Source organism: Pedobacter sp. UC225_61 (assembly GCF_044452285.1).
In the GTDB taxonomy this organism is placed as follows: Bacteria; Bacteroidota; Bacteroidia; order Sphingobacteriales; family Sphingobacteriaceae; genus Pedobacter.
Window position 1 is genome coordinate 3425434 of record NZ_JBIOAL010000001.1, and the last position, 26015, is coordinate 3451448.

Annotated in this window: 22 protein-coding genes; 10 read left to right on the plus strand and 12 right to left on the minus strand. The window is 33.8% G+C overall.

What is annotated here, in order from left to right:
* Positions 1-3 precede the first annotated feature (3 nt).
* Positions 4-1179: an FAD-dependent oxidoreductase gene (locus ACHMWN_RS15620; protein ID WP_397302948.1), complete on the plus strand. Its 1176-nt coding sequence runs from the start codon at positions 4-6 to the stop codon at positions 1177-1179.
* Positions 1180-1348: 169 nt separating this feature from the next.
* Entirely contained in the window at positions 1349-3943 is a 2595-nt protein-coding gene (clpB, locus tag ACHMWN_RS15625) for an ATP-dependent chaperone ClpB (RefSeq protein WP_397302950.1), read from the plus strand.
* 62 nt (positions 3944-4005) lie between these two features.
* On the opposite strand, the gene ACHMWN_RS15630 is transcribed toward clpB, so the two are convergent.
* The 3 genes from ACHMWN_RS15630 to ACHMWN_RS15640 all read right to left on the minus strand — a co-directional run bounded on the left by ACHMWN_RS15630 (position 4006) and on the right by ACHMWN_RS15640 (position 8251).
* Positions 4006-5661, minus strand: a complete 1656-nt coding sequence (locus ACHMWN_RS15630; protein ID WP_397302953.1) for a M28 family metallopeptidase — start codon at positions 5659-5661, stop codon at positions 4006-4008.
* Between the two features lie 84 nt (positions 5662-5745).
* Positions 5746-7014: a prolyl oligopeptidase family serine peptidase gene (locus tag ACHMWN_RS15635; protein ID WP_397302956.1), complete on the minus strand. Its 1269-nt coding sequence runs from the start codon at positions 7012-7014 to the stop codon at positions 5746-5748.
* Positions 6950-8251: a DPP IV N-terminal domain-containing protein gene (locus tag ACHMWN_RS15640; protein ID WP_397302959.1), complete on the minus strand. Its 1302-nt coding sequence runs from the start codon at positions 8249-8251 to the stop codon at positions 6950-6952. The genes ACHMWN_RS15635 and ACHMWN_RS15640 overlap by 65 nt, the downstream gene beginning before the upstream one ends.
* Positions 8252-8435: 184 nt before the next feature.
* Between ACHMWN_RS15640 and ACHMWN_RS15645 the strand changes: the two genes are divergently transcribed.
* A complete protein-coding gene (locus tag ACHMWN_RS15645; RefSeq protein WP_397302961.1) occupies positions 8436-9314 on the plus strand; it encodes a polysaccharide deacetylase family protein in 879 nt (292 codons plus the stop codon).
* Between the two features lie 80 nt (positions 9315-9394).
* Here the strand turns inward: ACHMWN_RS15645 and ACHMWN_RS15650 are convergent, their stop codons facing one another.
* The 3 genes from ACHMWN_RS15650 to ACHMWN_RS15660 form a co-directional block, all read right to left on the minus strand.
* Positions 9395-9847: a 3-oxoacyl-ACP synthase gene (locus ACHMWN_RS15650; protein ID WP_397302964.1), complete on the minus strand. Its 453-nt coding sequence runs from the start codon at positions 9845-9847 to the stop codon at positions 9395-9397.
* A 108-nt stretch (positions 9848-9955) separates the two neighbouring features.
* A complete protein-coding gene (locus ACHMWN_RS15655; protein WP_397302967.1) occupies positions 9956-10534 on the minus strand; it encodes a nitroreductase in 579 nt (192 codons plus the stop codon).
* Positions 10535-10608: 74 nt separating this feature from the next.
* Positions 10609-11160 carry a hypothetical protein gene (locus ACHMWN_RS15660; RefSeq protein ID WP_397302969.1) on the minus strand — a complete coding sequence of 184 codons (552 nt, stop codon included), beginning with the start codon at positions 11158-11160 and terminating at the stop codon, positions 10609-10611.
* Between the two features lie 93 nt (positions 11161-11253).
* Here ACHMWN_RS15660 and ACHMWN_RS15665 point away from each other — a divergent pair, with 93 nt between their 5' ends.
* Entirely contained in the window at positions 11254-12876 is a 1623-nt protein-coding gene (locus ACHMWN_RS15665; RefSeq protein WP_397302972.1) for an ABC-F family ATP-binding cassette domain-containing protein, read from the plus strand.
* 49 nt (positions 12877-12925) lie between these two features.
* Here ACHMWN_RS15665 and ACHMWN_RS15670 read toward each other — a convergent pair whose 3' ends face one another.
* From ACHMWN_RS15670 to ACHMWN_RS15680, 3 genes are all read right to left on the minus strand, one after another.
* A complete protein-coding gene (locus ACHMWN_RS15670) occupies positions 12926-13084 on the minus strand; it encodes a hypothetical protein (protein WP_397302974.1) in 159 nt (52 codons plus the stop codon).
* Positions 13085-13166: 82 nt separating this feature from the next.
* The gene (locus ACHMWN_RS15675; RefSeq protein ID WP_397302977.1) at positions 13167-13670 is read right to left on the minus strand and encodes a peptidylprolyl isomerase; all 504 of its coding nucleotides are present in this window, start codon (positions 13668-13670) and stop codon (positions 13167-13169) included.
* Between the two features lie 10 nt (positions 13671-13680).
* Positions 13681-15690 carry a thioredoxin domain-containing protein gene (locus ACHMWN_RS15680; RefSeq protein WP_397302979.1) on the minus strand — a complete coding sequence of 670 codons (2010 nt, stop codon included), beginning with the start codon at positions 15688-15690 and terminating at the stop codon, positions 13681-13683.
* A gap of 124 nt (positions 15691-15814) precedes the next feature.
* Between ACHMWN_RS15680 and ACHMWN_RS15685 the strand changes: the two genes are divergently transcribed.
* Positions 15815-16912 carry a mandelate racemase/muconate lactonizing enzyme family protein gene (locus tag ACHMWN_RS15685; protein ID WP_397302982.1) on the plus strand — a complete coding sequence of 366 codons (1098 nt, stop codon included), beginning with the start codon at positions 15815-15817 and terminating at the stop codon, positions 16910-16912.
* A 117-nt stretch (positions 16913-17029) separates the two neighbouring features.
* On the plus strand, positions 17030-17623 hold the full coding sequence (locus ACHMWN_RS15690) for a GIN domain-containing protein (protein ID WP_397302984.1): 594 nt from the start codon (positions 17030-17032) through the stop codon (positions 17621-17623).
* Between the two features lie 46 nt (positions 17624-17669).
* Here the strand turns inward: ACHMWN_RS15690 and ACHMWN_RS15695 are convergent, their stop codons facing one another.
* Both ACHMWN_RS15695 and ACHMWN_RS15700 read right to left on the minus strand, forming a co-directional pair.
* On the minus strand, positions 17670-18500 hold the full coding sequence (locus ACHMWN_RS15695) for a glycoside hydrolase family 25 protein (protein ID WP_397302987.1): 831 nt from the start codon (positions 18498-18500) through the stop codon (positions 17670-17672).
* Between the two features lie 51 nt (positions 18501-18551).
* On the minus strand, positions 18552-19922 hold the full coding sequence (locus tag ACHMWN_RS15700; protein WP_397302989.1) for a dipeptidase: 1371 nt from the start codon (positions 19920-19922) through the stop codon (positions 18552-18554).
* 175 nt (positions 19923-20097) lie between these two features.
* Here ACHMWN_RS15700 and ACHMWN_RS15705 point away from each other — a divergent pair, with 175 nt between their 5' ends.
* The 3 genes from ACHMWN_RS15705 (at position 20098) to ACHMWN_RS15715 (ending at position 23163) form a co-directional block, all read left to right on the plus strand.
* Entirely contained in the window at positions 20098-21060 is a 963-nt protein-coding gene (locus tag ACHMWN_RS15705; protein ID WP_397302992.1) for a GDSL-type esterase/lipase family protein, read from the plus strand.
* Positions 21061-21123: 63 nt separating this feature from the next.
* Positions 21124-21642, plus strand: a complete 519-nt coding sequence (locus tag ACHMWN_RS15710; RefSeq protein ID WP_397302993.1) for a PH domain-containing protein — start codon at positions 21124-21126, stop codon at positions 21640-21642.
* Positions 21643-21657: 15 nt separating this feature from the next.
* The gene (locus ACHMWN_RS15715; RefSeq protein WP_397302996.1) at positions 21658-23163 is read left to right on the plus strand and encodes a PH domain-containing protein; all 1506 of its coding nucleotides are present in this window, start codon (positions 21658-21660) and stop codon (positions 23161-23163) included.
* A gap of 54 nt (positions 23164-23217) precedes the next feature.
* Here the strand turns inward: ACHMWN_RS15715 and ACHMWN_RS15720 are convergent, their stop codons facing one another.
* Positions 23218-23541 (minus strand): DUF493 family protein, encoded by a 324-nt coding sequence (locus tag ACHMWN_RS15720; RefSeq protein WP_397302997.1) that lies wholly within the window; start codon positions 23539-23541, stop codon positions 23218-23220.
* A gap of 161 nt (positions 23542-23702) precedes the next feature.
* On the opposite strand from ACHMWN_RS15720, the gene ACHMWN_RS15725 reads away from it, so the two are divergent.
* The gene (locus ACHMWN_RS15725) at positions 23703-25988 is read left to right on the plus strand and encodes an ATP-dependent helicase (protein ID WP_397302999.1); all 2286 of its coding nucleotides are present in this window, start codon (positions 23703-23705) and stop codon (positions 25986-25988) included.
* Positions 25989-26015 lie beyond the last annotated feature (27 nt).

A 26015-nucleotide genomic window follows, 5' to 3' on the forward strand; every position in this document is an offset into this window, starting at 1 on the left:
ATCATGTTATTACAAAATAAACAAATAGCTATTATTGGAGGTGGTCCTGGTGGATTAACCTTGGCAAGACTTTTACAGCTAAAAACCGCAAATGTAAAAGTGTATGAAAGAGACACCAATAAAGATGCAAGAGTGCAAGGTGCTCCACTTGATTTGCACGAAAATTCGGGGTTGGCAGCCTTGAGAGCTGCTAATCTGTTAGATGAATTTAAAAATAACTTTCTAGTTGGTGCAGATAAAACAACAATTACAAACGAAAAAGCTGATATATTTTACAGCGACCATGGCAACGAATTAAAGAAAGATGAAAATTTTGGACAAGAACATTTTCGTCCGGAAATAGATCGTGGAGTATTGCGAAAAATTTTATTAGAATCTCTACAATCTGAAATTATTGTTTGGGATAGCCATTTTTTATCTATGGAAAAACAAGGTGATGGATGGCTACTACATTTCAAAAATAAGGAAAGTGCTTATGCTGATATTGTAATTGGGGCAGATGGTGCAAATTCAAAAATTAGGCCTCACCTAACCTATATTAAATCTTTCTATACGGGTATAACTATGTTAGAAGGAAATATCTACAATGCTGTTACAAATGCACCTAAGATCTCTGCTATATTACGTGGTGGAAAAATAATGGCCTTTGGAAACGAAAAAGACATTTTAATGGGGCAAAAAGCCAATGGTGAGATAGGTTTCTATCTAAGTTTTAAAGCTGAAGAAAATTGGGCCGCAAAAAGTGGTTTAGACTTTTCAAATAAATTACAAATCCTTAATTGGTTTAAAACAAATTATGCTGAATGGGGCGATATATGGTATGAATTATTAGAAAACACCACGATGCCTTTTATTCCACGACCTATAAACTGCGTACCACTAGACCAAACTTGGGAAGCAAAGTCAAATTTAGCAATACTGGGTGATGCAGCACATGTAGTTCCACCTTTTGCAGGAGAAGGGGTAAATATGGCGATGCTTGATGCCTTAGAATTGAGTGAAAGCCTAACCAATAATAAACACCATTCTTTGCTGGAAGCAATTTCTTTTTATGAAATAAACATGAGAAAACGAGCTGCTAGTATAGCACAAGAGTCTCTTGAAAACGGGGAAAGAATGCATAATAAGAATGCTTTGAGAATAATGCTTGATTTTTTTAGCGGACATCACCCTGAATAACTTACCATGTTGGGCTTTAAGAGATACGAGGGTAATATATAGCAGACAAAATTTCAGTATAATTCCTTAATTTACAGACAATTAGTCTTTAAAAATTAAAACATACAGACAAAATTTCCGATTGGTAAAGCAAAAATACAATGGCATTTGTTTTGAATAAAAGGATGATATGAACTTCAACAATTTTACTATAAAAGCTCAAGAAGCAATTCAAAAAGCTTCTGAAATAGCACAGGGCAATCAGCAACAGGCTATTGAAACGGCACACCTATTAAAAGGTTTGCTAACTGTTGATGAAAATGTGGTTTCTTATGTGCTGAAGAAACTAAATGTGAACCTAAATGCCGTTAATCAAAACTTAACGGAAGCCATTGAAAAACTGCCAAAAGTTACAGGTGGTGAGGTTTATTTATCGTCTAGTGCAAATAGTGCATTGCAAAAAGCACAGTCTTATTTAAAAGAATTTAAAGATGATTTTGTATCCGTAGAGCATGTATTATTAGGCTTATTGGCTGTGAACGATGCGACTTCTAAACTGTTAAAAGAGCAAGGAGTTAACGAAAAAGACCTTAAAAAAGCAATTGTAGCTTTACGTGGTGACAATCATGTAACCGATCAAAATGCTGAGGCAACTTATCAAGCTTTAAATAAATATGCCCGAAATTTAAATGAATATGCCGAAAGCGGAAAGTTAGATCCGGTTATTGGTCGTGATGAAGAAATTCGTCGTGTCATTCAGATTTTATCTCGTAGAACGAAAAACAATCCGATATTAATTGGCGAACCAGGTGTAGGTAAAACAGCCATTGCAGAAGGTATTGCCTTTAGAATTATAAAAGGTGATGTGCCTGAAAACTTAAAAAGCAAAACGGTTTATTCGTTAGATATGGGTGCTTTAATTGCCGGTGCAAAATACAAGGGCGAGTTTGAAGAACGCTTAAAGGCCGTGGTTAAAGAGGTTACACAAAGTGATGGTGATATCGTGTTATTTATTGATGAGATCCATACGTTAGTTGGTGCTGGTGGTGGTGAAGGTGCAATGGATGCGGCTAACATTTTGAAACCAGCTTTGGCAAGAGGAGAATTAAGGGCCATTGGTGCTACTACTTTAGATGAGTATCAGAAATACTTAGAAAAAGATAAAGCGTTAGAGCGTCGTTTTCAAAAGGTAATGGTAGATGAACCTGATACACAAGATGCAATTTCTATTTTACGTGGGTTAAAAGAGCGTTATGAAACTCACCATAAAGTGAGAATTAAAGACGAAGCGATTATTGCTGCTGTAGAAATGTCTCAACGTTACATTGCCGATCGTTTTTTACCAGATAAAGCGATTGACTTAATGGACGAAGCAGCATCGAAATTACGTATGGAAATGGACAGTGTTCCTGAAAACGTAGATGCGTTGGATAGAGAGATTATGCGTTTAGAAATTGAACGTGAGGCCATTAAACGTGAAAAGGACGATAAAAAAGTAAAAGAACTTTCTGAAGAAATCGCCAATTTATCTGCAGAGCGTGATGAATTAAAAGCAAAATGGCAAGGTGAAAAGGACTTGGTTGATGCGGTAAATAATCAGTTAGAGCAAATTGAGCATTATAAATTAGAGGCAGAACAAGCAGAACGTGCTGGAGATTATGGAAAAGTTGCGGAAATCCGTTACGGAAAAATTAAAGAAGCACAAGACAAAGTTGAGCAACTAAAAGTTGATTTAGAAAACCAACAAAGCGATAGCAGAATGCTAAAAGAAGAGGTTACTGCTGATGATATTGCAGGTGTAGTTGCTCGTTGGACAGGTATTCCTGTACTTAAATTAGTGGCTAGTGAACGTGAAAAGTTATTGCATTTAGAAGATGAATTGCATAAACGTGTAGCTGGACAAGATGAAGCGATTGAAGCAATTTCTGATGCTATTCGTCGATCGAGAGCAGGTTTGCAAGATAAGCGTAAACCGATTGGTTCATTCATTTTCTTGGGCACAACTGGTGTGGGTAAAACAGAATTGGCAAAAGCGTTAGCTGAGTTCTTGTTCAACGATGAAAACGCCATGACCAGAATTGATATGAGTGAATACCAGGAAAGGCATGCAGTTTCTCGATTGATTGGTGCGCCTCCAGGATATGTTGGGTATGATGAGGGGGGACAGTTAACAGAGGCGGTTCGTAGAAAACCATATTCAGTAGTGTTGTTAGATGAGATTGAGAAAGCACATCCTGATGTATTTAATATCTTATTGCAAGTATTGGATGATGGTCGTTTAACTGACAATAAAGGTCGTGTGGTGAACTTTAAGAACACGATTATTATTATGACATCAAACATTGGTTCTCATTTAATTCAGGATAACTTTAAAGATCTAGATGATGAAAATCGTGATGAAGTAATTGCTAAAACGAAGAATGAATTGTTTGAAGTATTGAAACAAACTATTCGTCCTGAATTTTTAAATAGAATTGACGAGTTGATTATGTTCACTCCATTACAAAGAAGTGAAATTAGAAACATTGTGGATTTACAATTTAAACATGTTCAAGATACTTTAGCAGAAATGGGAATTACTATTGAAGCGAGTACAGAAGCTTTAGATTGGTTAGCTGAATTAGGTTATGATCCTCAATTTGGTGCCAGACCTTTAAAACGTGTAATACAAAAAAGGATTCTGAATGAGTTATCGAAATCTATTTTAGCTGGAACTGTGGATAAGGATAGTAAGATAAAATTAGATATGTTCGATCATCACTTTGTGTTTTTGAACGAAAAGTAAGATTAGTCAATATTAAAAAGCCGCAGATTTTAAATTTGCGGCTTTTTTATTGTTGCTATTTTTTACTTCATACTTTTTTCCCTAATCGCTTTAAACTCACTACCCTCTTTCCAACCCGGAAATGTAGTTTCGTTGCTTAAGCGATAACCAACATCAAATAACAATCTCAAATCTTCTACCATGCCTGAGAAATCCCATTTGGCAGGTTCAAAATTATCAGCAGGTGCGTGATAGCGATTTGTGGTATACTCTTCTTTTTGCGCTTTACCCCAAGCTAATCCGTGAGCAATATTGTCGTCTCCACCCTCGGTATATAAAGCGGGAATACCCACTTTTGCAAAGTTGAAGTGATCTGATCTGAAGTAAAAACCTGCGGATGGATTAGAATCTTTAACCACAACTCTACCCTGTTTTTTAGCAGCATCTACTAAATAATCTTCCAACTCAGACTGTCCTAAACCAACTGCAATGATATCTTTTGTCTTTCCACTCGCCGACATTGCATCGATATTAATGTTGGCTACCGTTTTATTTACAGGAACCAATGGATGTGATCCATAATATTCTGACCCTAATAAACCTTGTTCTTCAGCGGTTACTGCTAAAAATAAAATAGAACGTTCTGGTTGCTTTTTAGCTTTTTTAAACGCATCTGCTAATACTAATAAAGCAGCAGTTCCAGTTGCGTTATCTACTGCTCCATTGTAAATTGAATCTCCATTGATCGCTTCACCTTTACCTAAGTGATCCCAGTGCCCTGAGTAAATGATATATTCATCTGCCCTTTTTGTTCCAGGTAAAATAGCTGCCACATTGTGGGATATAGATTTTTTAATGGTATTGTTTATGGTAGTGGATACTTTTAATCCTAAATCAACTGGTTTAAATCCTTTTTTACCTGCTTGCACCATTAAATCAGCTGATTTATCAGCCATTTTAAACATTGCTTTTGCTACATCTTGGGTAATCCATCCTTCTAGTAAAGCTCTTGATTTATTGTCATCGGCAGCTGCTAAATACAACTTAGATTTAGACCAACCGCTTCTAACCACCGCCCATGGATAACTCGCTGCTTTATCTTCGTGAATGATAATTACACCAGTTGCACCCTGACGAGCTGCTTCTTCAAACTTATACGTCCAACGACCGTAATACGTCATGGTTTTACCTTTAAACAGAGTTGAATCCAAAAATCCAGGATCATTTACCATTACAACAACGGTTTTACCTTTTACATCTAAACCCTCGTAATCGTTCCATTTATACTCTGGAGCAACAATACCATACCCTGCAAAAACTAGTTCCGAGTTATCTACTTTAACCTGATTGGTTACATGACGAGTTGCACCTACAAAATCATCTAAATATTTAAGTGAAGTTGAGCTTCCACTAGCTGATTTTATTGTTAAATCTGTAGGTGTAGATTTAATATCTACCATGGGTACATCTTGGAAATAACTATCACCATTGGCTGGCTTTAAGCCTAATTTTTCAAATTCTCCTTTTAGGTAATTAATGGTTTTTGTTTCACCCTCGGTAAATGGTTTTCTACCTTCAAAATCATCAGAAGCCAAAACAGCAATGTGTTTTGAAAAAGCAGTATCATTTATTGCTTTTAGGGCAACTGAATCGGGTTGGGAATCTGCTCCGCTTTGTTTTGTTTGACAAGATGCAAAAGCTAGTGCACCAAAAGTCAATATCAATAGTTGTTTTTTCATAATTAAAGTTAATGTTTTTAGTGTATAAGCAACAAAAGCGCAGACCAAAAAGAATCTGCGCTTTTGCTATTATTTTTATGTGTTTTATTGTTTTCGTTCTACTTCTCTATCCATCTCTGTGATATTTACATTACTAGATTGAGAAAAATCTTCTAATAAGTAGTTATTAAAGTAATCGGCTAAACGCCAAAACATATATTCTGTCATGTCGCCAAAACCATGTCGCTGACCTGGAACAATCATATAATCAAATCGTTTACCAGCTTTTATCAGTGCATTTGCTACACGAATTGAGTTAGCTGGGTTTACGTTATTATCAACATCGCCATGCATTAATAATAAATGACCTTTTAGGTTTTTAGCTAAATCTGGGTTTTTATCAATGGTATATTTGAAAGTAGTATCGCCTTTGGCTGAAACAATTTCTTTAACACCATGATGTTTTTCACTCCACCAACGGTTATATATGCTATTATCGTGATTACCGGCTGCTGAAACTGCAACTTTAAAGAACTCTGGGTACACTAATAATGCTGCTGTAGACATGAAACCGCCACCAGAATGACCTGTAATTCCAACTCTACTAGCATCTATAAACGAGTATTTATCAGCTAATTGCTCAATTGCTGCTTTTTTATCTGCTAAACCATAATCGCGTAAATTGCCATAACCATACGTATGGTACCATTTTGAGCGGGCAGGATTTCCGCCTCTATTACCCACTGTAATTACGATGTAACCAAATTGCGCTAAACGATCTACCCTATCCATGCTACGTCCAAATGATTTATTTACTGCTTCGGTTTGTGGACCTGGATAAACATACTCTATAATTGGATATTTTTTAGTTGGATCGAAGTTAAATGGCTTATACATTACACCATAAATGTCAGTTACACCATCGTCTGCCTTCACTTTAAATGGTTCTGGGAATTTATAACCTGCAGCCATTAATAACGATAAATCAGCGGTTTCTAAATCCATTACTTTATTACCTAAATTATCCAGTAAAACCGATTTAGGAACTGTATTTACTCTTGAAAAGTTATCGATAAAGTATTTTGCCTCATCGTTCATGTTGATTGCATGATCAAAGTCTCCACTATTTAACAATTTCATTCCAGTACCATCAAAATTAATGCGGTAAAGGTGTAAATAGTAAGGATCTTCTTTTGTTTCACGACCGTTTGCTGTGAAATAAAGTACACGATTTTTTTGATCGATATTTACAATACCTTCACAATGAAATGCACCAGAAGTAATTTGGTTCTTCAATTTCCCATTTCCATCAAATAGGTAGAAATGTCCCCCAACCGTCACGCTCACTCCAATGGATAATTTCTTTGCCACCATCAATTAAGCCAGGACGTTGAACTTCTACATAGGTATTAAAACGTTCGTCGATAAGTTGCGTAACTGCTCCAGTTTGGATATTAATGGTACAAATATCAATACGCTTTAAATCTCTACTGGTACGTGAAAAATAGAATTTCTCATTATCTCCCAACCAAATAGACGGACGAAACTCATTGTCCCTATCTTTGTTTAAGCTCTCTTTACCCCAAGAAGAAATACTTTGATCTTTAAAAGCAGTGGTATTAATTACTTTTTGAGTTTTTGCAGCGAAATTGAATAACACAAATTCATCAATTGGAGATTCCTTTTCTCCGGGCATCTGGTATTTGTAGGTTTCTAAAGTTGGTCTGCCTGGAGTTACGCTATTGATCACCCAAAGGTCTTTTACTTTTCGAGAATCTGTTCTATCTAACACAAAATATTTAGCATCTGGCGACCATAAAACGTAAGCGCCACGTCTTTTTTTATCATTTTTTATAACCTCTTCATTATTTTCTCCATCGCCGTCATTACCGTACGAATAGAATTTTACACCATCTTTTGTAAGTTGATGCTCTACAATGGTACTATCATCTTCGTTTTTAACAGCTTTTAAATAATTGGCTTTATCCATCCAATACAAATTGTAATTACGTGAAAAAATTACAGCTGAAGAATCTGGTGCAACGGATCCCCACGATGGTTTTGCTTTAGGTTTATCATAGTTTTTAACTTCTGTTAATTTATTTGTAGCTAATTCGTAGTTAAAGAAAAAGATTTTCTTTTGCATAGAATCCGCAGCTTTTTTGTCTTTTCTATCTTTTTTTACTTCTTCTAGTGTACTTTTTATTTCGAAATTGATGCTCTTTTCATCTTTTGCAAACTTTAAATTTTCAATTGGTAAATGTTGTGCATCAAAAGGATCGCGAACAATTAACGTAATTTCTGCTGCTAGTTTCGCATTATCAAAAAGTGCTTTTTTACTTCTTGCAGCTGGTTCAACAATATACCAAGTTTTTCCGTTTGGGGTTTCGAATTGATACCAAAATCTATTGCTCAATTTTAACCAATGTGGATCAACAGCTGTTGAATAAATGATCTTTCTCAATTTAGTTGGAGAAAAACGAGATGCTGCCTGATAATTAGCCTTTTCTGGTGTTTGAGTGGTTTCTGTTAATGAAATGGTTTTAGTTTGTGCACTTACTTGAATGCTCAGAACTGAAAGTAAAAACAAGAGTGAGTAGAGTTTCTTCATTGATGATTGTTAACTAATAAATAAAAGGCCTAATTTATTTAAAATGTGTTTTTAAACATTGATTTATTTGTAATAAAACAGATAGAGGTGGTAATTTATTGAACATTTATAATTTTATCCACACTGTGAGAATTTCTCGTATAAATCTATCTTGTTTTCATAGTTTTGCACTAAATAGAATACCATGAAAAAGAATTTATTATCAATCATCGCAGCAGCATCGATTTTAGTAGCTAGTTGTCAATCTAAATCGCAATCTACAGCAGATGCAAGCGCAAAAGATAGTACAGATGTAGCTGTAGCCGATGGTACTGCTTCAGAAAAAATTGATGTAACGAATATAAAAGTTGCTGACGCAAAAACAATTTTAGAGCGTAAACAAGTGCCAATTTTATGTTACCACCAGGTTCGCAACTGGAAAGCTACTGATGGTAAAGTTGGTAAAGATTACATTGTAGAAATTCAGAATTTCAAAGATCAAATGAAAATGTTGGCAGATAGTGGGTATCATACTATCTTGCCTGATCAATTGTATGCGTACTTAAATACTGGAGCGAAGTTACCTTCGAAACCAATCATGTTAACTTTTGATGATACAGATATGGATCAGTTTACTGTTGTTAATCCAACACTTAAAAAATTGGGTTATAAAGCAGTTTATTTCATCATGACGGTTTCTATTGGTAGAAAAGGAAAATTTGTTGATTATATGACGAAAGAGCAAATTAAACAACTTTCTGATGAAGGAAATGTAATCGGTAGTCATACATACGATCATAAAAACTTCAAAAAATATGCTGGTAAAGATTGGGAAGAGCAATTAGATAAACCAACAAAAAAATTAGAAGAAATTACTGGTAAAAAAATGACGGAATTCGCTTATCCTTTTGGATTGTGGAATGCAGAAGGAATACCTGAGCTTAAAAAGCGTGGTTTTAGAATGGCTTTTCAATTATCTACCAAACGCGATGAAAAAGATCCATTATTTACCATTAGAAGAATTATAGCTAGTGGATATTGGAGCCCTAAAACATTAAGTAACAGCATTAAAAATAGCTTTTAATAGACTTGTCATTCTGAGTGCAACGAAGAATCTATTAACTATCTTACAGATTCTTCGCTACGCTCAGAATGACAAAAAATTTATGCCACTTCTTTAATTTGGTATTTCTTTCCGTTAAAATCGAACTCGCTACCTTTTTGTTTGCCCAACAATAACTTACCAATTGGAGAAACTGCCGATATCGCAAAAACAGTTTCCTTGCCTAAGTGTAACTGCCCAGCGCTAATACTTAAATAGAAATTACCTTGATTGGTATAGACTAAACTCCCATTGCGAGCTTCTTCAGAAAAAGGCGCATCCTTTAAAGAGCTTAATACTTTATGATTTTCTTCCGCATCAATTAATAATCGTTTATTTCGATCTATATCTTGTTGCATCATTTCGCGACTAGTTTCATACTTATCACCTGCGCTACTTTTTGTATCGTCGTTACTTGCTTCACGAGCTTGTTGCAAAGCAGTTTCAGCTGTTTGTATACGTTCGTTTATAAAATCTAAACAAAGTTGATATAGGGATGATTTGATTTCTTGCATAGTTTTTGGTTAAGCAAACTAAATATATTAAAATTTAAGTTGCAATACCACGATTTAGCATAATTGATTGGTTCCTCAATTATTAATTGAAAATGCAAACTGAAAAAATTACTTTTCTAGCCATTTAACTTTATCAGCCATAGGCGTTCTGTTTGCATCACGAGGTGCTTCATTATGATAACCCATGTAAAATAAGCCGTAACATTTTTCATTCTCAGCGAGACCTAAAAAATCTCCCAAACCAGAAATTAAAGGTGGAGAACTCCAGTATGCACCAACATTTAAAGCTTCAGCAGTTAACGCTATGTTTTGCACTGCACAAGCTGTTGCAGCAATTTCTTCCCAATCTGGCAACTTATCTGGGTTGAATTGAATATTAATAGCTAGAATGCAATCTGATTGTACGGTTTTAATCAAAAAGCTATCGTGTTTTTTCTGCAAAAAACTTGCTGGAGGAACTGTTTCTTTATACAATCGACCTAACTCTGCTCCTAACTTTGCTCTAGCCTGTTTCCTTATGACCACAAAACGCCAAGGTTGTGTTAATTTATGCGTTGGTGCATAATTAGCGCTTTCAAGAATTTGTTCAATAATTTCTACAGGTATTTCTTTTTGAATATAGCTATCAGGGAAGATGCTTCTTCTCTCTTTTATAATTTTTGATAGGATTTCATATGTATTACTCATCTAGCAAAAATAGAAGTTTCTGAAGGCAGTAGTAGTTATAAATTGTTTTATTGCTTTATTCTTGCATTGCTTAGTTATTTTAATTGCTTCCTCACTTGTTTTACTCGTCCATGAAATGCAATGCTTTCTTTATCAACTAAAAAATCCATCGTTTCGATCAATTCTTCTTTTATCCAAACATGTTTTAGAGTTAAATTAGCTAAAATATTAAGACAATGTGCTTTAATCGCAACGGGATTTTTATCATCAATTAACCAACTAAAAACAGTTTCAACTAAAGTTTCGGTGTCGTGCTTTTCTACGATCTCTTTTGCAATTTGAGGTGCATTTTTCTTGGTAATTAAAGCTAGTATTTTACTGTAATGTCTACGGCAAGAAAGATTTTGCTGTTGAGGAAATTTATCTAAAAAATAATGGATTTGAGGTAAAAACCGCTCGAAATTGGTTAGGCAAATCGTTTCTAAAATCCAAGAAGCTCTAAAAGCAATTTTTTCATTGTGGTAAAATGTTAAATCTATCAAATGCTTAATTGAATACCCGGCTTGAGCAGCAATGTTAGCCAATTTAGTCGCTTTTGTTTTGTGTAAAGTTGTTTTAATCTCTTCTAAAAGTAAATCGCTTTGCATAACCCAAAATTAATAAATCTGATTGTTGAAAAGTACAACTCTATAGCAATTTAGCAATAAATTAACTACCTTTGCACCTTATTTTTCAGCAACATGATTTCAGTTTCTAATCTATCCTTACGTTACGGCAAACGTACTCTTTTTGAAGATGTTAACCTTAAATTTACCCCAGGCAATTGCTATGGTGTAATAGGTGCCAACGGCGCAGGCAAATCTACCTTTTTAAAAATTCTAAGTGGTGAAGTAAATCAAACAAGTGGTTCGGTTGCCTTTACTCCTGGAGAGAGAATGGCCGTTTTAAAACAAAATCATTATGAATTTGATGAAAATACAGTAATTGAGACCGTTATGATGGGTCACAAGGAACTGTACGACATTATGATTGAAAAGGATGCTATTTATTTAAAGGAAGATTTTTCTGATAAAGATGGCGAACGTGCGGGAGAATTAGAAAATCTTTTTGCAGAGAAAGATGGTTGGAATATGGAAAGTAATGCAGCCACTTTATTAAGCAATTTAGGAATTAAGGAAGAGCATCATTATAAATTATTGAAAGAATTAGATGGTAATCAAAAAGTGCGTGTGTTATTAGCGCAAGCTTTATTTGGTAATCCTGATATTTTATTATTAGATGAGCCGACCAACGATTTGGACATTGATACGATTGCTTGGTTAGAGAATTTCTTAGCAGATTATCAAGCTATTGTATTGGTTGTTTCTCACGACAGGCACTTTTTAGATGCAGTTTGTACTCACATTGTGGATATAGATTTCAGCAAAATGAGTATCTATACGGGTAACTATACGTTCTGGTACGAATCAAGTCAGTTGGCATTGAAACAACGTAGTGACCAGAATAAAAAACTAGAAGAAAAAGTTAAAGAATTACAAGAATTTATTCAGCGTTTTAGTGCAAATGCTTCTAAATCAAAGCAAGCAACTTCTCGTAAAAAAGCATTAGATAAAATCGATATCTCTGAAATCAAAGCATCAAGTAGAAAATATCCTGCTATTTTGTTTAACAATTTAGGTCGCGAAGCAGGAGATCAGATTTTGCAAGTGGAGAATTTAAGTAAAACAGCAAATGGCGAAGTTTTATTTAGTGGCGTAAACTTTATGGTAAACAAAGGCGATAAAATTGCCATACTTTCTCAAAATAGTTTAGCGACAACTGCATTTTATGACGTTTTATCGGGTAGAGATAAGGATTATAATGGTGACTTTAAATTCGGTGTAACCATAAGCACTGCTGATATTCCGAACGACAACTCAGATTATTTTGAGGGAAAAGATGAAAACTTAGTAGATTGGTTACGTGAATATTCGGGTACTGATGCAGATGAGCAATTTGTAAGAAGCTTTTTAGGTAGAATGCTATTCTCTGGAGATGAAGTATTGAAAAACGTAAAAGTGCTTTCTGGAGGCGAGAAAATGCGTTGTATGTTCTCAAGAATGATGTTGCAATTGGCTAACTTATTAATGTTTGATGAGCCAACCAATCACTTGGATTTGGAATCGATTACAGCTTTAAATAATGGCATGAAAGATTTTAAAGGAACTATTTTATTTACCTCACGAGATCATGCGTTAACAGAATCTGTAGCTACACGAATTATTGAACTTACCCCTAAAGGAAGTATTGATAGAATGATGACCTATGATGACTATATTAATAGTGAAGAAGTAGCGAAGTTGAGAGAAGAAATGTATAAATAATTTAATAGTATATTTAAATAAAAGCCTTGATTAAACTATCAAGGCTTTTTTATTGAATAGTATTTTTATCACTATTCATTTTATCAGCATACTTTTTTAGTTTACTACCGCTGTATTTTCTATTTTTTACATAACTAGTCCACCTATATATTCGGTATGCTACTAAAGGCACTAGAATGATCAGCAATACTACAAACTCTATTTTCATAAATCCGATTAACTAACTACTTACTAAATTACATAAAAAAGCCCCGAAATTATCGAGGCTTTTCTTATATTATTGAATTTGATTAATGACCTGAATGACCATCAGCACCATGTGCATGACCATGACTTAATTCATCAGCAGTTGCTTCACGTACTGATAAAATTTTACCAGCAAAAATTAAGTTTTTACCAGCCATTGGATGGTTTAAATCAACAGAAATATGTGCTTCATGAACACCAGTTACACCAGCACGAAATTGATTACCTTGGTTATCTTGCAATGGAATAACGTCACCAACTTTTGGTAGTTCACCAGCTTCTTTAAACATATCGATAGGTAAATCTACATGAGCAGTTGCATCTAATTCACCGTAACCATCTGCGGGAGAAAGTTCAAAACTATACTCATCACCAGCTTTTAAGCCAGCTAAATGTTCTTCAAATTTTGGTAGCATCATGCCAACACCGTATAAAAATACTAATGGCTGTTCTTCGTTTGCTTTTTCAACAAAAACTTGCTGACCTTCTGGAGTAGTAGTGTGTAGTTCATAAGTTATAGACACTACTGTGTTCGAATTAATATTCATTCTTATTGGGTTAATTTAATAATTTTACTGCCTCGGCAACCGTATGTACTGGCAGTTGGCAAGTTTTATTTCGGCAAATATAAATCTTTGTTTCTTGGCTTTGCTTATCTTTTAACAAAGGAAGGTTACTTTTTGTTCCTCCCAATGTAATTTTATTAGGGATGTAGAAATTATTTAGTTCTTTTTTAACCTCTTGTACATCAAAACCCACTACCGCAATTTCATTAATACCGTATACTTCATTTAACAATTGAATGCACCAATTTGAGTACGCAGAGCCATACGCTTTTATACGTGGTAAAACCGATTTTAGCATAGCTGAAGCCTTTTCAAGGTAGCTCTCATCATCATAAAATAAACCTAATTTTTGTAGGTTTTGCGCCATCACAGAATTCGATGCTGGTATTACGTTATCCATCACTTCATGTTTACGAGCAATCAGTTTTTCACCATTTCCGGCTGTATAGAAGAACATATCATTCTCTTCATCACTGAAATTAGTTAACACATAATTGGTCAGAGATTTTGCTTCTTCTAGCCATTCCTCATTAAAATCCACTTCATAAAGAGCTATTAGGGCTTCAATCATAAAAGCATAATCATCCAAAAACCCAGGAATTGATGCTTTCTCATTTTTATAATTACGATATAAACCTCCATCTGATGAAACCATATTTTCTAAGATGAATTCCGCAGCCTTTTTAGCTCGCTTATAATATAGTTCGTAATCTAATACTTGTGATGAATCTGCTAATGCTTTAATCATCATTGCATTCCAAGCAGTTAAACATTTATCATCTAATCCTGGTCGTATTCTTTTGCTTCGTTCATCTAGTAATTTTGCTTTTGCCAAGGCAACTTTATTGTAAAGTGTCTCAGCATCAATTCTATGTATTTCTAAAAAATCAGCTTCCTCGTATATCCTCATCAAGATATTGGTTTGTTCTTCTTCCCAATTCCCTTCTTCGGTTACATTAAAATAATCGCCAATAAGTTCAGCATCTTCACCTAGTATTTTATCAAATGCTGATTTATCCCACACATAAAACTTCCCTTCAACACCCTCGCTATCCGCATCTAAAGCAGAATAGAACAATCCATTATCTGCACTCATTTCTCTAAAAATCCAATCAATTGATTCTACTATAACTTGCTTAAATGGTTCAAATTTTAAACATTGATATGCTTCAGCGTATAAACTAATTAGTTGTGCATTATCATACAACATTTTCTCAAAATGAGGCACATGCCATTTATCATCAACAGAATATCTGGCAAAACCACCTCCTATTTGGTCATAAATTCCGCCCATAGCCATGCGCTCTAGTGTAGTACAAACAGCTGTAAAAGTGGCTTCCTCTGGAGTTAAAAAACTATATCGAAGTAAAAAACTCCAATTATTGGGTAAAGGAAATTTCGGCGCTCTATTGTATCCACCTTCGGTGATATCAAAATGACGTTTCCAAGGTTCAATTATTTCCGCTAAATGCGATTTACTAAAAACAACTTCTTGTGTTGAAGAAACAATTTTCTCAGATTGTTGAATACCATCCGTTAATCGCTCTGCATAGTTTAAAGCCTTATCGGGTTCATTTTTCCAGAGGTCTGATACATTTCCTAAAATATTAATCCAATCGTTTTTTCTAAAATAAGTACCACCATAAATTGGTCGTTGATCTGGCAAACAGATAGCATTTAATGGCCAACCACCATTTCCATTCATTAATTGAACGGCCAACATATAAATTTGATCGATATCTGGTCGCTCCTCTCTATCTACTTTTATACACACAAAATTTTGATTCATTACTTCGGCAACTTCATGACTTTCAAAACTTTCGTGTTCCATTACATGACACCAATGACAAGCCGAATAGCCAATACTTACCAAAATCAATTTATTTTCTCGCTTTGCTTTTTCTAATGCATCTACTCCCCATTCATGCCATTCGACAGGATTATAAGCGTGTTGCAATAAATAAGGCGAAGAAGCGTGGATAAGATTATTGGGTTGTTGCATAGATTTGAATTTGAGATTTGAGACTAAGTTTCTCAACCTTGTAAAATTATAAATTATCTGTTTAACCCTTCTCGATTAATTATTGTTTTTTACTTTAGTATTTTCAAATCTTATATCTTAAAAAATGAAAATCACACATACCGAAATTTATCGTTTTAGTATCCCAATGGAACCTTTTGTAATTGCAACAGGCACTATGCATTTTGCACAAAATGTTTTTATCAGAATTCATACTGATTCGGGTATTTATGGTGTTGGTGAATGTTCGGCTTTTCCTATGATTGTAGGGGAAACACAAGAAACATGTTTGGCGATGGCTAAAGACTTTGCACAGATTTGGAAAGGGAAAAATCCATTGGAAATACCTGAACGGATGCAAGATTTATTAGCATATGCCGATCATAATGCAACCATTAAAAGCGCCTTTGATATGGCATTGTTTGATATTGCTTCAAAAAATGCAAAACAACCTTTATATCAGTTTTTAGGTGGACATACCAGAACTATAGAAACTGATATGACAATTGGCATTGATACACCAGGAGGAATGGCGCAAACAGCGTTGAAATATCAAAAAAATGGGTGTAGAATTATTAAAATCAAGTTAGGAAAAAAAGTAAACGAGGATATTGAACGTGTAAAACAAATTAGAGCAGCCGTTGGCGATGAAATGGTTTTGCGTTTAGATGCCAATCAAGGATGGAGTTTTGATGATGCACTTTTTGCCTTAGGTGAATTAGAATCTGAAAATATTGAGTTTTGTGAACAGCCTATGCGTACTTGGTTTGACGATAAATTACCTGAATTAGCCATAAATTCTCCTATCAAATTAATGGCTGATGAAAGTTGTTATAACCATCATGATGCTAGAAAGCTAATTAATAGTAAGGCTTGCGAATATTTGAATATCAAATTTGCAAAATCTGGTGGAATTTTAGAAGCACAGAAAATACATGAAGAAGCTTTACAACATGGCGTGAAATGTATGATTGGAAGTATGCTGGAAAGTAGAATTGCGTTAAGTGCTAATTTACATTTCGCATTGGCAAGTCCCAATGTGGTATTTTTCGATTTAGACACCTGTTTATTAGGTCATTTAGTTGATCCAGTTGTTGGTGGACTATCTTACGATGGTTACTTCTTAGCTGTTCCTGAAACAATTGGTATTGGTGCAGACGCAGATGAAGAGTTTTTAAAAACGTGTGAAAGCTGGACAATTTAATTTTTCATCGAACTAAAAAACCCGTTCGTCGATAATTACGAAGTTTTCGTATAATAGTACCTAGTAGCATGCAACTTTTTTTGATTGTGGTCGTCTTATTAACAAAACCCACAAATTATGAAAACTTCAATCAAAACAATTTTTGCTACTGGCTTAATCGCGTTAGCAACCATCTCATCAGCAACTGTTTATGCAGCTAATCCTGTAAATGAAACATCGGTTTCTGCAAGTGCTGTAAAAATCTCGTCCATTAATAAATTAAAAATTAGTGGAAATGTAGAGGTTACTATTATCCAAAATTCAAAGTCGAACGTATTATACACAAATGAAGGAAACGAAGACGTTTCGGTAAAAAAAGTAGGTAGTTCTATATATGTAAGTTCAAAAAACAAAAATCAAAATGGAAAAATTACTATTTATGTTGACGATATTTATAGAATAGAAGCTTCAGAAAATGCTTCTGTACTTGCAAACAACTTATTAACTTTAAAATATCTTCAGGTTTACGTAACAGATAATGCTTATGTAAAATTAAATGCTAAGACTGAGAATTTATACACTACAATAACAGGATCTTCTAAATTAGATTTGAAAGGATCGACAGATTTATATACCATTAATATGGATAAATCATCTAAAATTAGTTTAAACAGATTTCAATCTAAACAAACAGACATGCAATCTTCTGTGTATGTTGCAAGTAGAGACTAAGAAATAATATAGAATTTAAAAGCCTATCAACTTTTGGTAGGCTTTTTTATTTGATTAAAATTTGGGTAAAAGCTAAACTATCGCCATTAAAAGCGTTAAAATCAACAACGTGGTTAATTCCATTAATACGAGCTTTATCAGAATGTTGCCAAAATTTCCAAGTGTTAGTAGGCAATTTTAGCTTAGGCTGATGATAATGTGCTACCCAAAAAGGATAATCATCATAATAGCTTCTTAAATTATCTTGATAGAACTTAAGTCCAGAATAAATAATAGGTTTAACTTTTGCTTTTTCTTCAATTTGGATGATAAATGCGTTTAATTCTTTGCGCATCTTTTCTGGAGCAACTCCATCTAAACTTTCTATATCTACAACTGGGGGTAAATCTCCTTTCTCAAAATTGGCGGTTTGTAAGAAAAAATTGGCTTGCCATAAACCAGACCGTTTTGGTCTAAAAAAGTGATACGCTCCTACTTTTATTCCTGCTTTTGGCGCTTCACGCCAGTTTCTAAGAAAATATGGATCTACATTTAAAAGCCCTTCGGTAGCTTTAATAAAAGCGAATGTAACATGTACATCGTCTTCTTTCATTGCTTTTACCTTTTGCCAATCTATTTTTCCTTGATAATAGGAAACATCAATTCCATGAATGGAATACTTTTTAGGGATTTTGATATTGAAACTCTCGTAAGTTCTATAGTTTTTATCTTCGCCCGGGTGGTGTAACCAAAACCAAGTTGATGTAGCTATTTTTACTACATAGCCATAATAAAATGGCGATAATAGCACTAACAAAATACCAACAATTGCAAATTTTAGCTGTATAGATAAGCCTTTGCTTTTTTTTCGAGAAGGTTTTCTTTTCTTGACTGGCATTTTATTTTTTAATTCCTGCTAAATTCTTTTTGAATTTAGCAGGAATTGATATTATTTGCTTAATTCAGCAAAGTATTTATGAAATAATGGCAATGTTTCAATGCCTTTGTAATAGTTGTAAATATCGTACTTCTCATTTGGTGAGTGTAAAGCATCGCTATCTAAACCAAAGCCAAACAATACCGATTTAATGCCTAAAACATCTTCAAACAAAGCAACAATTGGAATACTTCCACCGCCGCGAGTTGGAATTGGTTTTTTTCCAAAACTATCTTCAATTGCTTTTTCCGCAGCACGATAAGCAACACTATCTGTTGGAGTCACTACTGGTTCACCACCATGATGGGCAGTAACCTTTACTTTCACATATTCTGGTGCAATACTTTCGAAATGCTTAGTAAATATGGCCGCAATTTCATCTGAATTTTGATTTGGCACTAAACGCATAGATATTTTTGCATTTGCTTTACTTGGCAGTACAGTCTTAGCACCCTCACCTATGTATCCACTCCAAATACCATTTACTTCTAAAGTTGGTCTGGTTCCTGTACGTTCTAGAGTGCTATATCCTTTTTCGCCCCAATCCGCTTTAATATCAAGATCTTCTTTATATTCAGTCAAATCAAATGGTGCAGAATTTAATGCTTTTTTCTCTTCGTCTGTTAATTCTATTACTTTATCGTAAAATTCAGGTATAGTAATGTGATTGTTTTCATCATGTAATGAAGCAATCATCTTACATAAAATAGTAGCCGGATTTGCTACTGCACCACCATAAACGCCAGAGTGTAAATCTCTATTTGGACCAACAACCTCCACTTCCATGTATGCTAAACCACGTAAACCAGTTTCTATTGATGGGTTTTCCATCGAAATCATTGATGTATCAGAAATTAAAACTACATCGGCTTTTAATCGCTCTGCATTAGCTTTTACGAAAATACCCAAGTTTGCAGAACCTACTTCTTCCTCACCTTCTATCATAAATTTAACATTGCAAGCCAATGTATTGGTTTTCATCATTAATTCGAAAGCTTTTACATGCATGTAAAACTGTCCTTTATCATCGCAAGCACCACGAGCGTAAATTTTACCATCGCGTACTGTTGGCTCAAAAGGAGGAGTCTTCCATAATTCTAATGGGTCTGGTGGCTGAACATCGTAATGACCATAAATTAAAACCGTTGGGAGTTTTGCATCTATAATTTTCTCTCCATAAACTATCGGATAACCAGCTGTTTCGCAAATTTCAACTTTATCAGCCCCTGCTGCTGTTAATTTTTGCGCTACAAAATCGGCTGTTTTCAATACATCACCTTTATATTTAGGGTCGGCACTAACCGATGGAAAACGCAATAATTCGAACAACTCATCTAAAAAGCGTTGCTTATTATCTTCAACATATTTTTTGATTTCTTGCATAACATTTATATTTTGAACAAATATAGGTTTTTCGATAAAAGCATTATCAAAACAGTTGAACGAAAAATTGGTTAAAAATTTTTAACTAAAAGTAAATCAAGGCTATAATGCATTTGTAATAATCATATATTTGCATTTTAATATGTACAATTTGCGCTATATAATATTTTAAAGGATGAGGTTTCGGGCGATAGCGCTATTTGTTGCACTTATATTAGGTTTTTTCTTTAAGTCTACTGCTCAAATTACTCCGGCTAGCTGTCCAGAGTTTGCTCAATATTTTTCAAAAGATAGTGTAAATGTGGTTACTTTTGGTGCCAGTACCGTTCAAGGTGTAAATGGCTTAGATTTTCAATCTCAATTAACTACAAATTTTCTTAATTGCTATACTGGAAAAACCATCAATATACAAAAATATGGTGTATATGGAGAAACAACTGCTCAGGGTTTATTAAGAATAGACAATGCAATTGCCGGAAAAACAGGCTTTATTGTTTTACTAATAGGTGCAAATGATGCCATACAAATTGAAGCTGGTAAATTAAAAATCTCAGAAACTGAAGCTAACATGCGGACGTTAATTGTGCGATCGTTAAATCAAAATTTAGTACCTATTGTTTGTACACTGCAAAATTTTGATGACCGCAGAGACGCACGTTTAAGGAGAGTAAATGTACAAGTAAAGCTAATTAATGATATTTATAAGAAACTAGTAATAGAATATGGCATTTATTTAGCCGACATTAATGCGGTTATACGAAGAGATTTTTCATTGTATCAAGATGATATTCATCCTAATGCTCGTGGTAACAGGCTAATTAGCTTTGTCCTTTTTGATACCATAAATAAAATTATTGCTGAAAGATTCTTACAGTTTACAGTAACTCAAAATTATCCAAACCCTGGGAGAGATATAACTTCTATAGACATTATTATGCCTAAGCAAGATAAAGTAGAGTTTAAAATTTACAATCTGCAAGGCAAACCAATACAAACTGTATTAAACGAATATTTAAATACAGGAAAACACACCATTCAGCTAAATTTATCCTTATTAGCACCAGGTGTTTATATTTATCGAATAGTTTCTAGCTCTGGCTTGTATGCTGCCACAAAAAAAATGATTGTCATTCGCTAATTTAAATCTTTTGTTCCTGCTTCTTTCCTCAGTATATTAGCAAAACCAATCTAATTATATATTATGGAGGAATTTACAAACGAAAATATTGATTTAGATAAACTTCCACACTACCAAGTAGTAATACTAACTGCTCCTCATCCTAGTTATTGGAAAGTAATTCTAATTAATATTTGCATTTTTTTATTTCTTACTGGAATAGGCTTAACTGTACTTTTGATAGTTAATGAAGAAGTTAAACCTTATTCTTTGTCAATTATTAGTAGTTATTTAATTGTTGCAATTCTAATTTTTATATTATACAGAGCGAGTTTTAAAAAGAGAGGTTTCGCATTGCGTGAAAAAGATATCATCTATAAAAGTGGCATAATTGCAGAAACGACAACTATAGTGCCTCTAAACAGAATACAACATGTAGCACTAGATGAAGGCATTTTCTCTAGAGTTTTCAAATTAGGCAAACTTCAAATCTTTACTGCAGGTGGTCAATCTGGGCATTTGCATATTGCTGGTATTGAGATAGAAAAAGCAAGAAGCATAAAAGAAATGTTGCTGAGGAAATTAGATCAAATAGAAATTTAGCTGAAAATCAATAAAATGAATTACGATTTCAGTAAACCCCAAAGGCAGTCTGCGGTTGGCATTATTATCATGGCCGCCAATACCTTACAACAGTTAATTAGGGCATTAATTTTTCCTTTAATTTATGCTTTTATAAAAGCAGAGCAACAACATGTCATCTATTTTGGTTTAATAATAGTGGTTCTAATTAGCATTCTTTTTGTTTACTCTTATTTCAATTACCGAAATTTTACTTTCTTTTTAGATGAGCAAAAACAAGAATTTGTTATCAATAAGGGCATTTTCAATAAAACCCAATTAACAGTTCAATTGGATAAAATTCAGCAAGTAAACATTAATCAAAATTTATTGCAAAAAATTATCGGTATTTATGGATTGAAAGTAGATACAGCGGGTAGCGAACAACAAGAAGTAAGTATAAAAGCCATTGACGAAGAAATAGCAAATAGTTTGAGAGAACATTTACTGAGTAGAAAAAGTATTTCTACGAAAGAAAATCACAATCAAGAAACCGAAACAGTCAAAGATGATATCCCTTTTCTAAAAGTTAGTATGGGAACTTTGTTTAAAGTGGGCTTAACATCCAATTATGGAAGCACGATTGCATTGTTACTTGCTTTTATTTATCCAGTATTTCATAACGCAAAAGAATTTTTAAAAGTTTTTGACATGGATAAAGGTCAAGTAGAAAATGCTGTTGAGAGTTTGTTTACATTATTCTCATTAGGTATTTTAATTACTGTATTTTTATTTCTTATCCTCGCTCTTAATGTAATTAGAACATTTGTGAAATATTTTGAATTTCACATTAGCAAACACAAACATTCGTTATTAATATCTCATGGTTTATTGGCCAAGAAAAACACCTTATTAAGTCCTAATAAGGTTCAAATTACTTCATATGATCAGAACTATTTTCAAAAGAAAATGAATTTACTGAATATGAATTTGAAACAGGCTTCATCTGGAGAGGTTAAAAAAGGCAAAGACTTAGAAAGCAATAATTTGCAAATACCGGGTTGCAATCCTTCGGAAAGAGATGAATTGATAAAAATGATTATGGGAGAAATTCCCACAAAAGGTAAGACATTCATTCCAGATTGGAGATTTTTAAACTTGCCCATTTTTTTCAGAGTTGTATTTCCTGTTGGATTATTTTTGATTTTATGGGCATATATTCCAGAATTAAAGCCTTATTACACAGCGGCTATTATTTATTTTTTATTAGCGATACCGATGATTTACATCAGTTATAAAAGACATCGATTAACTGTTAACAAAGAATTTATCATCAAAAGAAGTGGTATTTGGGATGTAAAACATGCGCTACTTTTTCCTCATAAAATACAAGCAATTACTACATTTCAATATCCTTGGCATAAAAGTGTAGACGTTGGTCACGTTAATTTACATACTGCAGCAGGCATTATTCATTTCAAATACGGCAATTATACTGAAATTAAAAAATTGGTAAATTATTGGTTATATCAAATAGAAAGTGGCAGTGAAGAGTGGATGTGAGATGAATTTAGAATGGATTTATTCATGAAACGCTATACTATGATTTTAGACATCTTAAAGCATCATTATCCCTTTAATCTCCCCTACTTTTTTATAAATATCGACCACCGCATTTGCATCTAACATCCATTTTTTAACGGTTACAGAAATGTACTTACCTGTTTTAGATGGCGTTTCAATAAAATTATCATCAGGTAATACTGCTCTCAATTCAGTTAATTTAGCTGCACCTCCTGTTAGGATAAACTTAAAAGGATACAAACCAGGGAAAGTCTGTACTTTTTCTAACTTTTCTTTAAAATTAGCAAACACGTCAGTATTATTTTCCTCTGGGATATCATTAAAATCTAACTTGTGATTTAAATTATTTTCTTCCATAAGCGATTTTTGTCAAATTCCATTCCAAATTAAAAAAGATGTTATTTTGGCACAATACAATTTTGCAGTTGCGAACTCTTCAATCATTCAACAATTAATCAACAAATTCATCAATTCCCCTTACAATTTCTTATTTTTGAACATCAAAAGAAGGAACGGATTTGGATTATTTAGCAGGATTAAACCCACAACAAAGAGCAGCAGTAGAAAACACCGAAGGACCAGTAATGATTGTAGCTGGTGCAGGTTCGGGCAAAACAAGGGTTATTACATATAGAGTTGCCCACTTAATAGAAAAGGGAGTTGATGCCTTTAACATTTTAGTGCTCACATTTACCAATAAAGCCAGTAAAGATATGCGTGAGCGTATCGGAAAAGTGGTTGGTAATGAGGCTAAAAACATTTGGATGGGAACTTTCCACTCTGTTTTTGCGAAAATTTTACGTGTTGAAGCTGAAAAAATCGGTTATCCTTCAAACTTTACCATTTACGATACCGACGATAGCAAAAGTTTAATTCGCACTATATTAAAAGAGATGCAATTAGATGATAAATTGTATGCTGCAAACGTAGTTTACAATCGCATTTCATCGGCTAAAAACAATTTAGTTTCTGCAACAGAATATTTAGAAAATAGTCAAATTCAAGCTGAAGATGCGGGAAATAAACGTCCACTTTTAGGTTTGATTTACGAAACATATGCCAAACGTTGCTACAAAGCTGGCGCAATGGATTTTGACGATTTGTTGTTTAAAACCAACGTTTTACTAAAAAATCACCCTGATGTTTTAAATAAATACCAGCATAAATTTAAGTATTTAATGGTTGATGAGTACCAGGATACTAACTTTTCTCAATATACCATTGTTAAAAAATTGGCTGCAGCGCATCAAAATATTTGTGTAGTTGGTGACGATGCACAAAGTATTTATGCTTTCCGTGGAGCAAATATTCAGAATATTTTAAACTTCGAACGTGATTATCCGGAGTTGAAGGTTTACAAGTTGGAACAAAACTATCGTTCTACACAAAATATAGTAGAGGTTGCCAATAGCATCATCGCTAATAACAAAAATCAGTTAGAGAAAAATGTATTCTCTGAAAATGAAAAAGGTGATAGAATTAAAGTTTCGAGAGCTTTTTCCGATAATGAAGAAGGTAAATTAGTTGCTGAAGCAATTGTACAAGATCGAGCAAATAGCGGATTGAAATACCATGATTTCGCGATTTTATACCGTACCAATGCCCAAAGTAGAGCAATGGAGGAAGCTTTGCGCAAGTTAAATGTGCCATATAAAATTTACGGTGGTTTGTCTTTTTATCAACGTAAAGAGATTAAAGATTTAATTGCTTATTTCCGATTAACTTTTAATCCAGCTGACGAAGAAGCAATAAAAAGAGTAATTAATTATCCTCGTCGTGGTTTGGGTGATACTACAGTAGAGAAAATATCAGCCGCTGCAGATCAACATGATGTGACGATGTGGCAAGTAATTTGTAATCCGCAGCAATACATACAAGGTAGAATTGCAAATCAATTAAATGATTTTGCAGTTATGATCCAAAGTTTTGCTGCAGAATCTAAAAAATTAGATGCCTACGAAACTGCTTTATATATCGCTCAACATTCGGGTATTTTAAAAGAATTACATACCGACGATAGCGTTGAAGGTCGTTCTCGTTATGAAAATATACAAGAATTATTGAACGGGATTAAGGAATTTGCAGAGCGAGAAGATATTGAAGATAGAAGTTTAGCGATTTTTATGCAAGATATCGCTTTGTTAACTAATGATGATAATGATAAAAACAAGGATGCTGATACTGTTTCTTTGATGACCATTCACTCTGCCAAAGGTTTAGAGTTTAAAAATGTATTTATCGTTGGTTTAGAAGAAAACCTCTTCCCTTCTCAAATGTCTTTAACTTCTCGTATTGATTTAGAGGAAGAACGTAGGTTGTTTTATGTGGCTATTACTCGAGCAGAAAAGAAATTAACTATTACATATGCTACTTCTCGTTATCGTTGGGGACAATTAACTTCATGTGAACCAAGTCGTTTTATCAATGAAATTAATCCATCTTATTTAGAATTAGAAGTTGTAAAACCTGCAAAAAGTAGTTTTGGAGAAAATAGTTTTGACAGTGAACGTAAAAGCTGGAGTCAGCAACGCGAGTTTACACCAAAACCTACAACAAGCACCACTACAATAAGGCCAAAAACAACTTCCATTTTGCCAAAAGCACATGTGCCAACTCCTGGTTTTACCCCAAATGCATCAAATGAATTTCAAAATGGAATGGATGTAGAACATGAAAAATTTGGCTTTGGAAAAATTGTAAACTTAGAAGGAACTTTGCCAGATGTGAAAGCAACTGTATTTTTTCAAGGTTTAGGTAATAAACAATTGTTATTGAAATTTGCTAAGCTACGCATTGTTAAATAAAGATTTAATCCACTCATATCTATAATT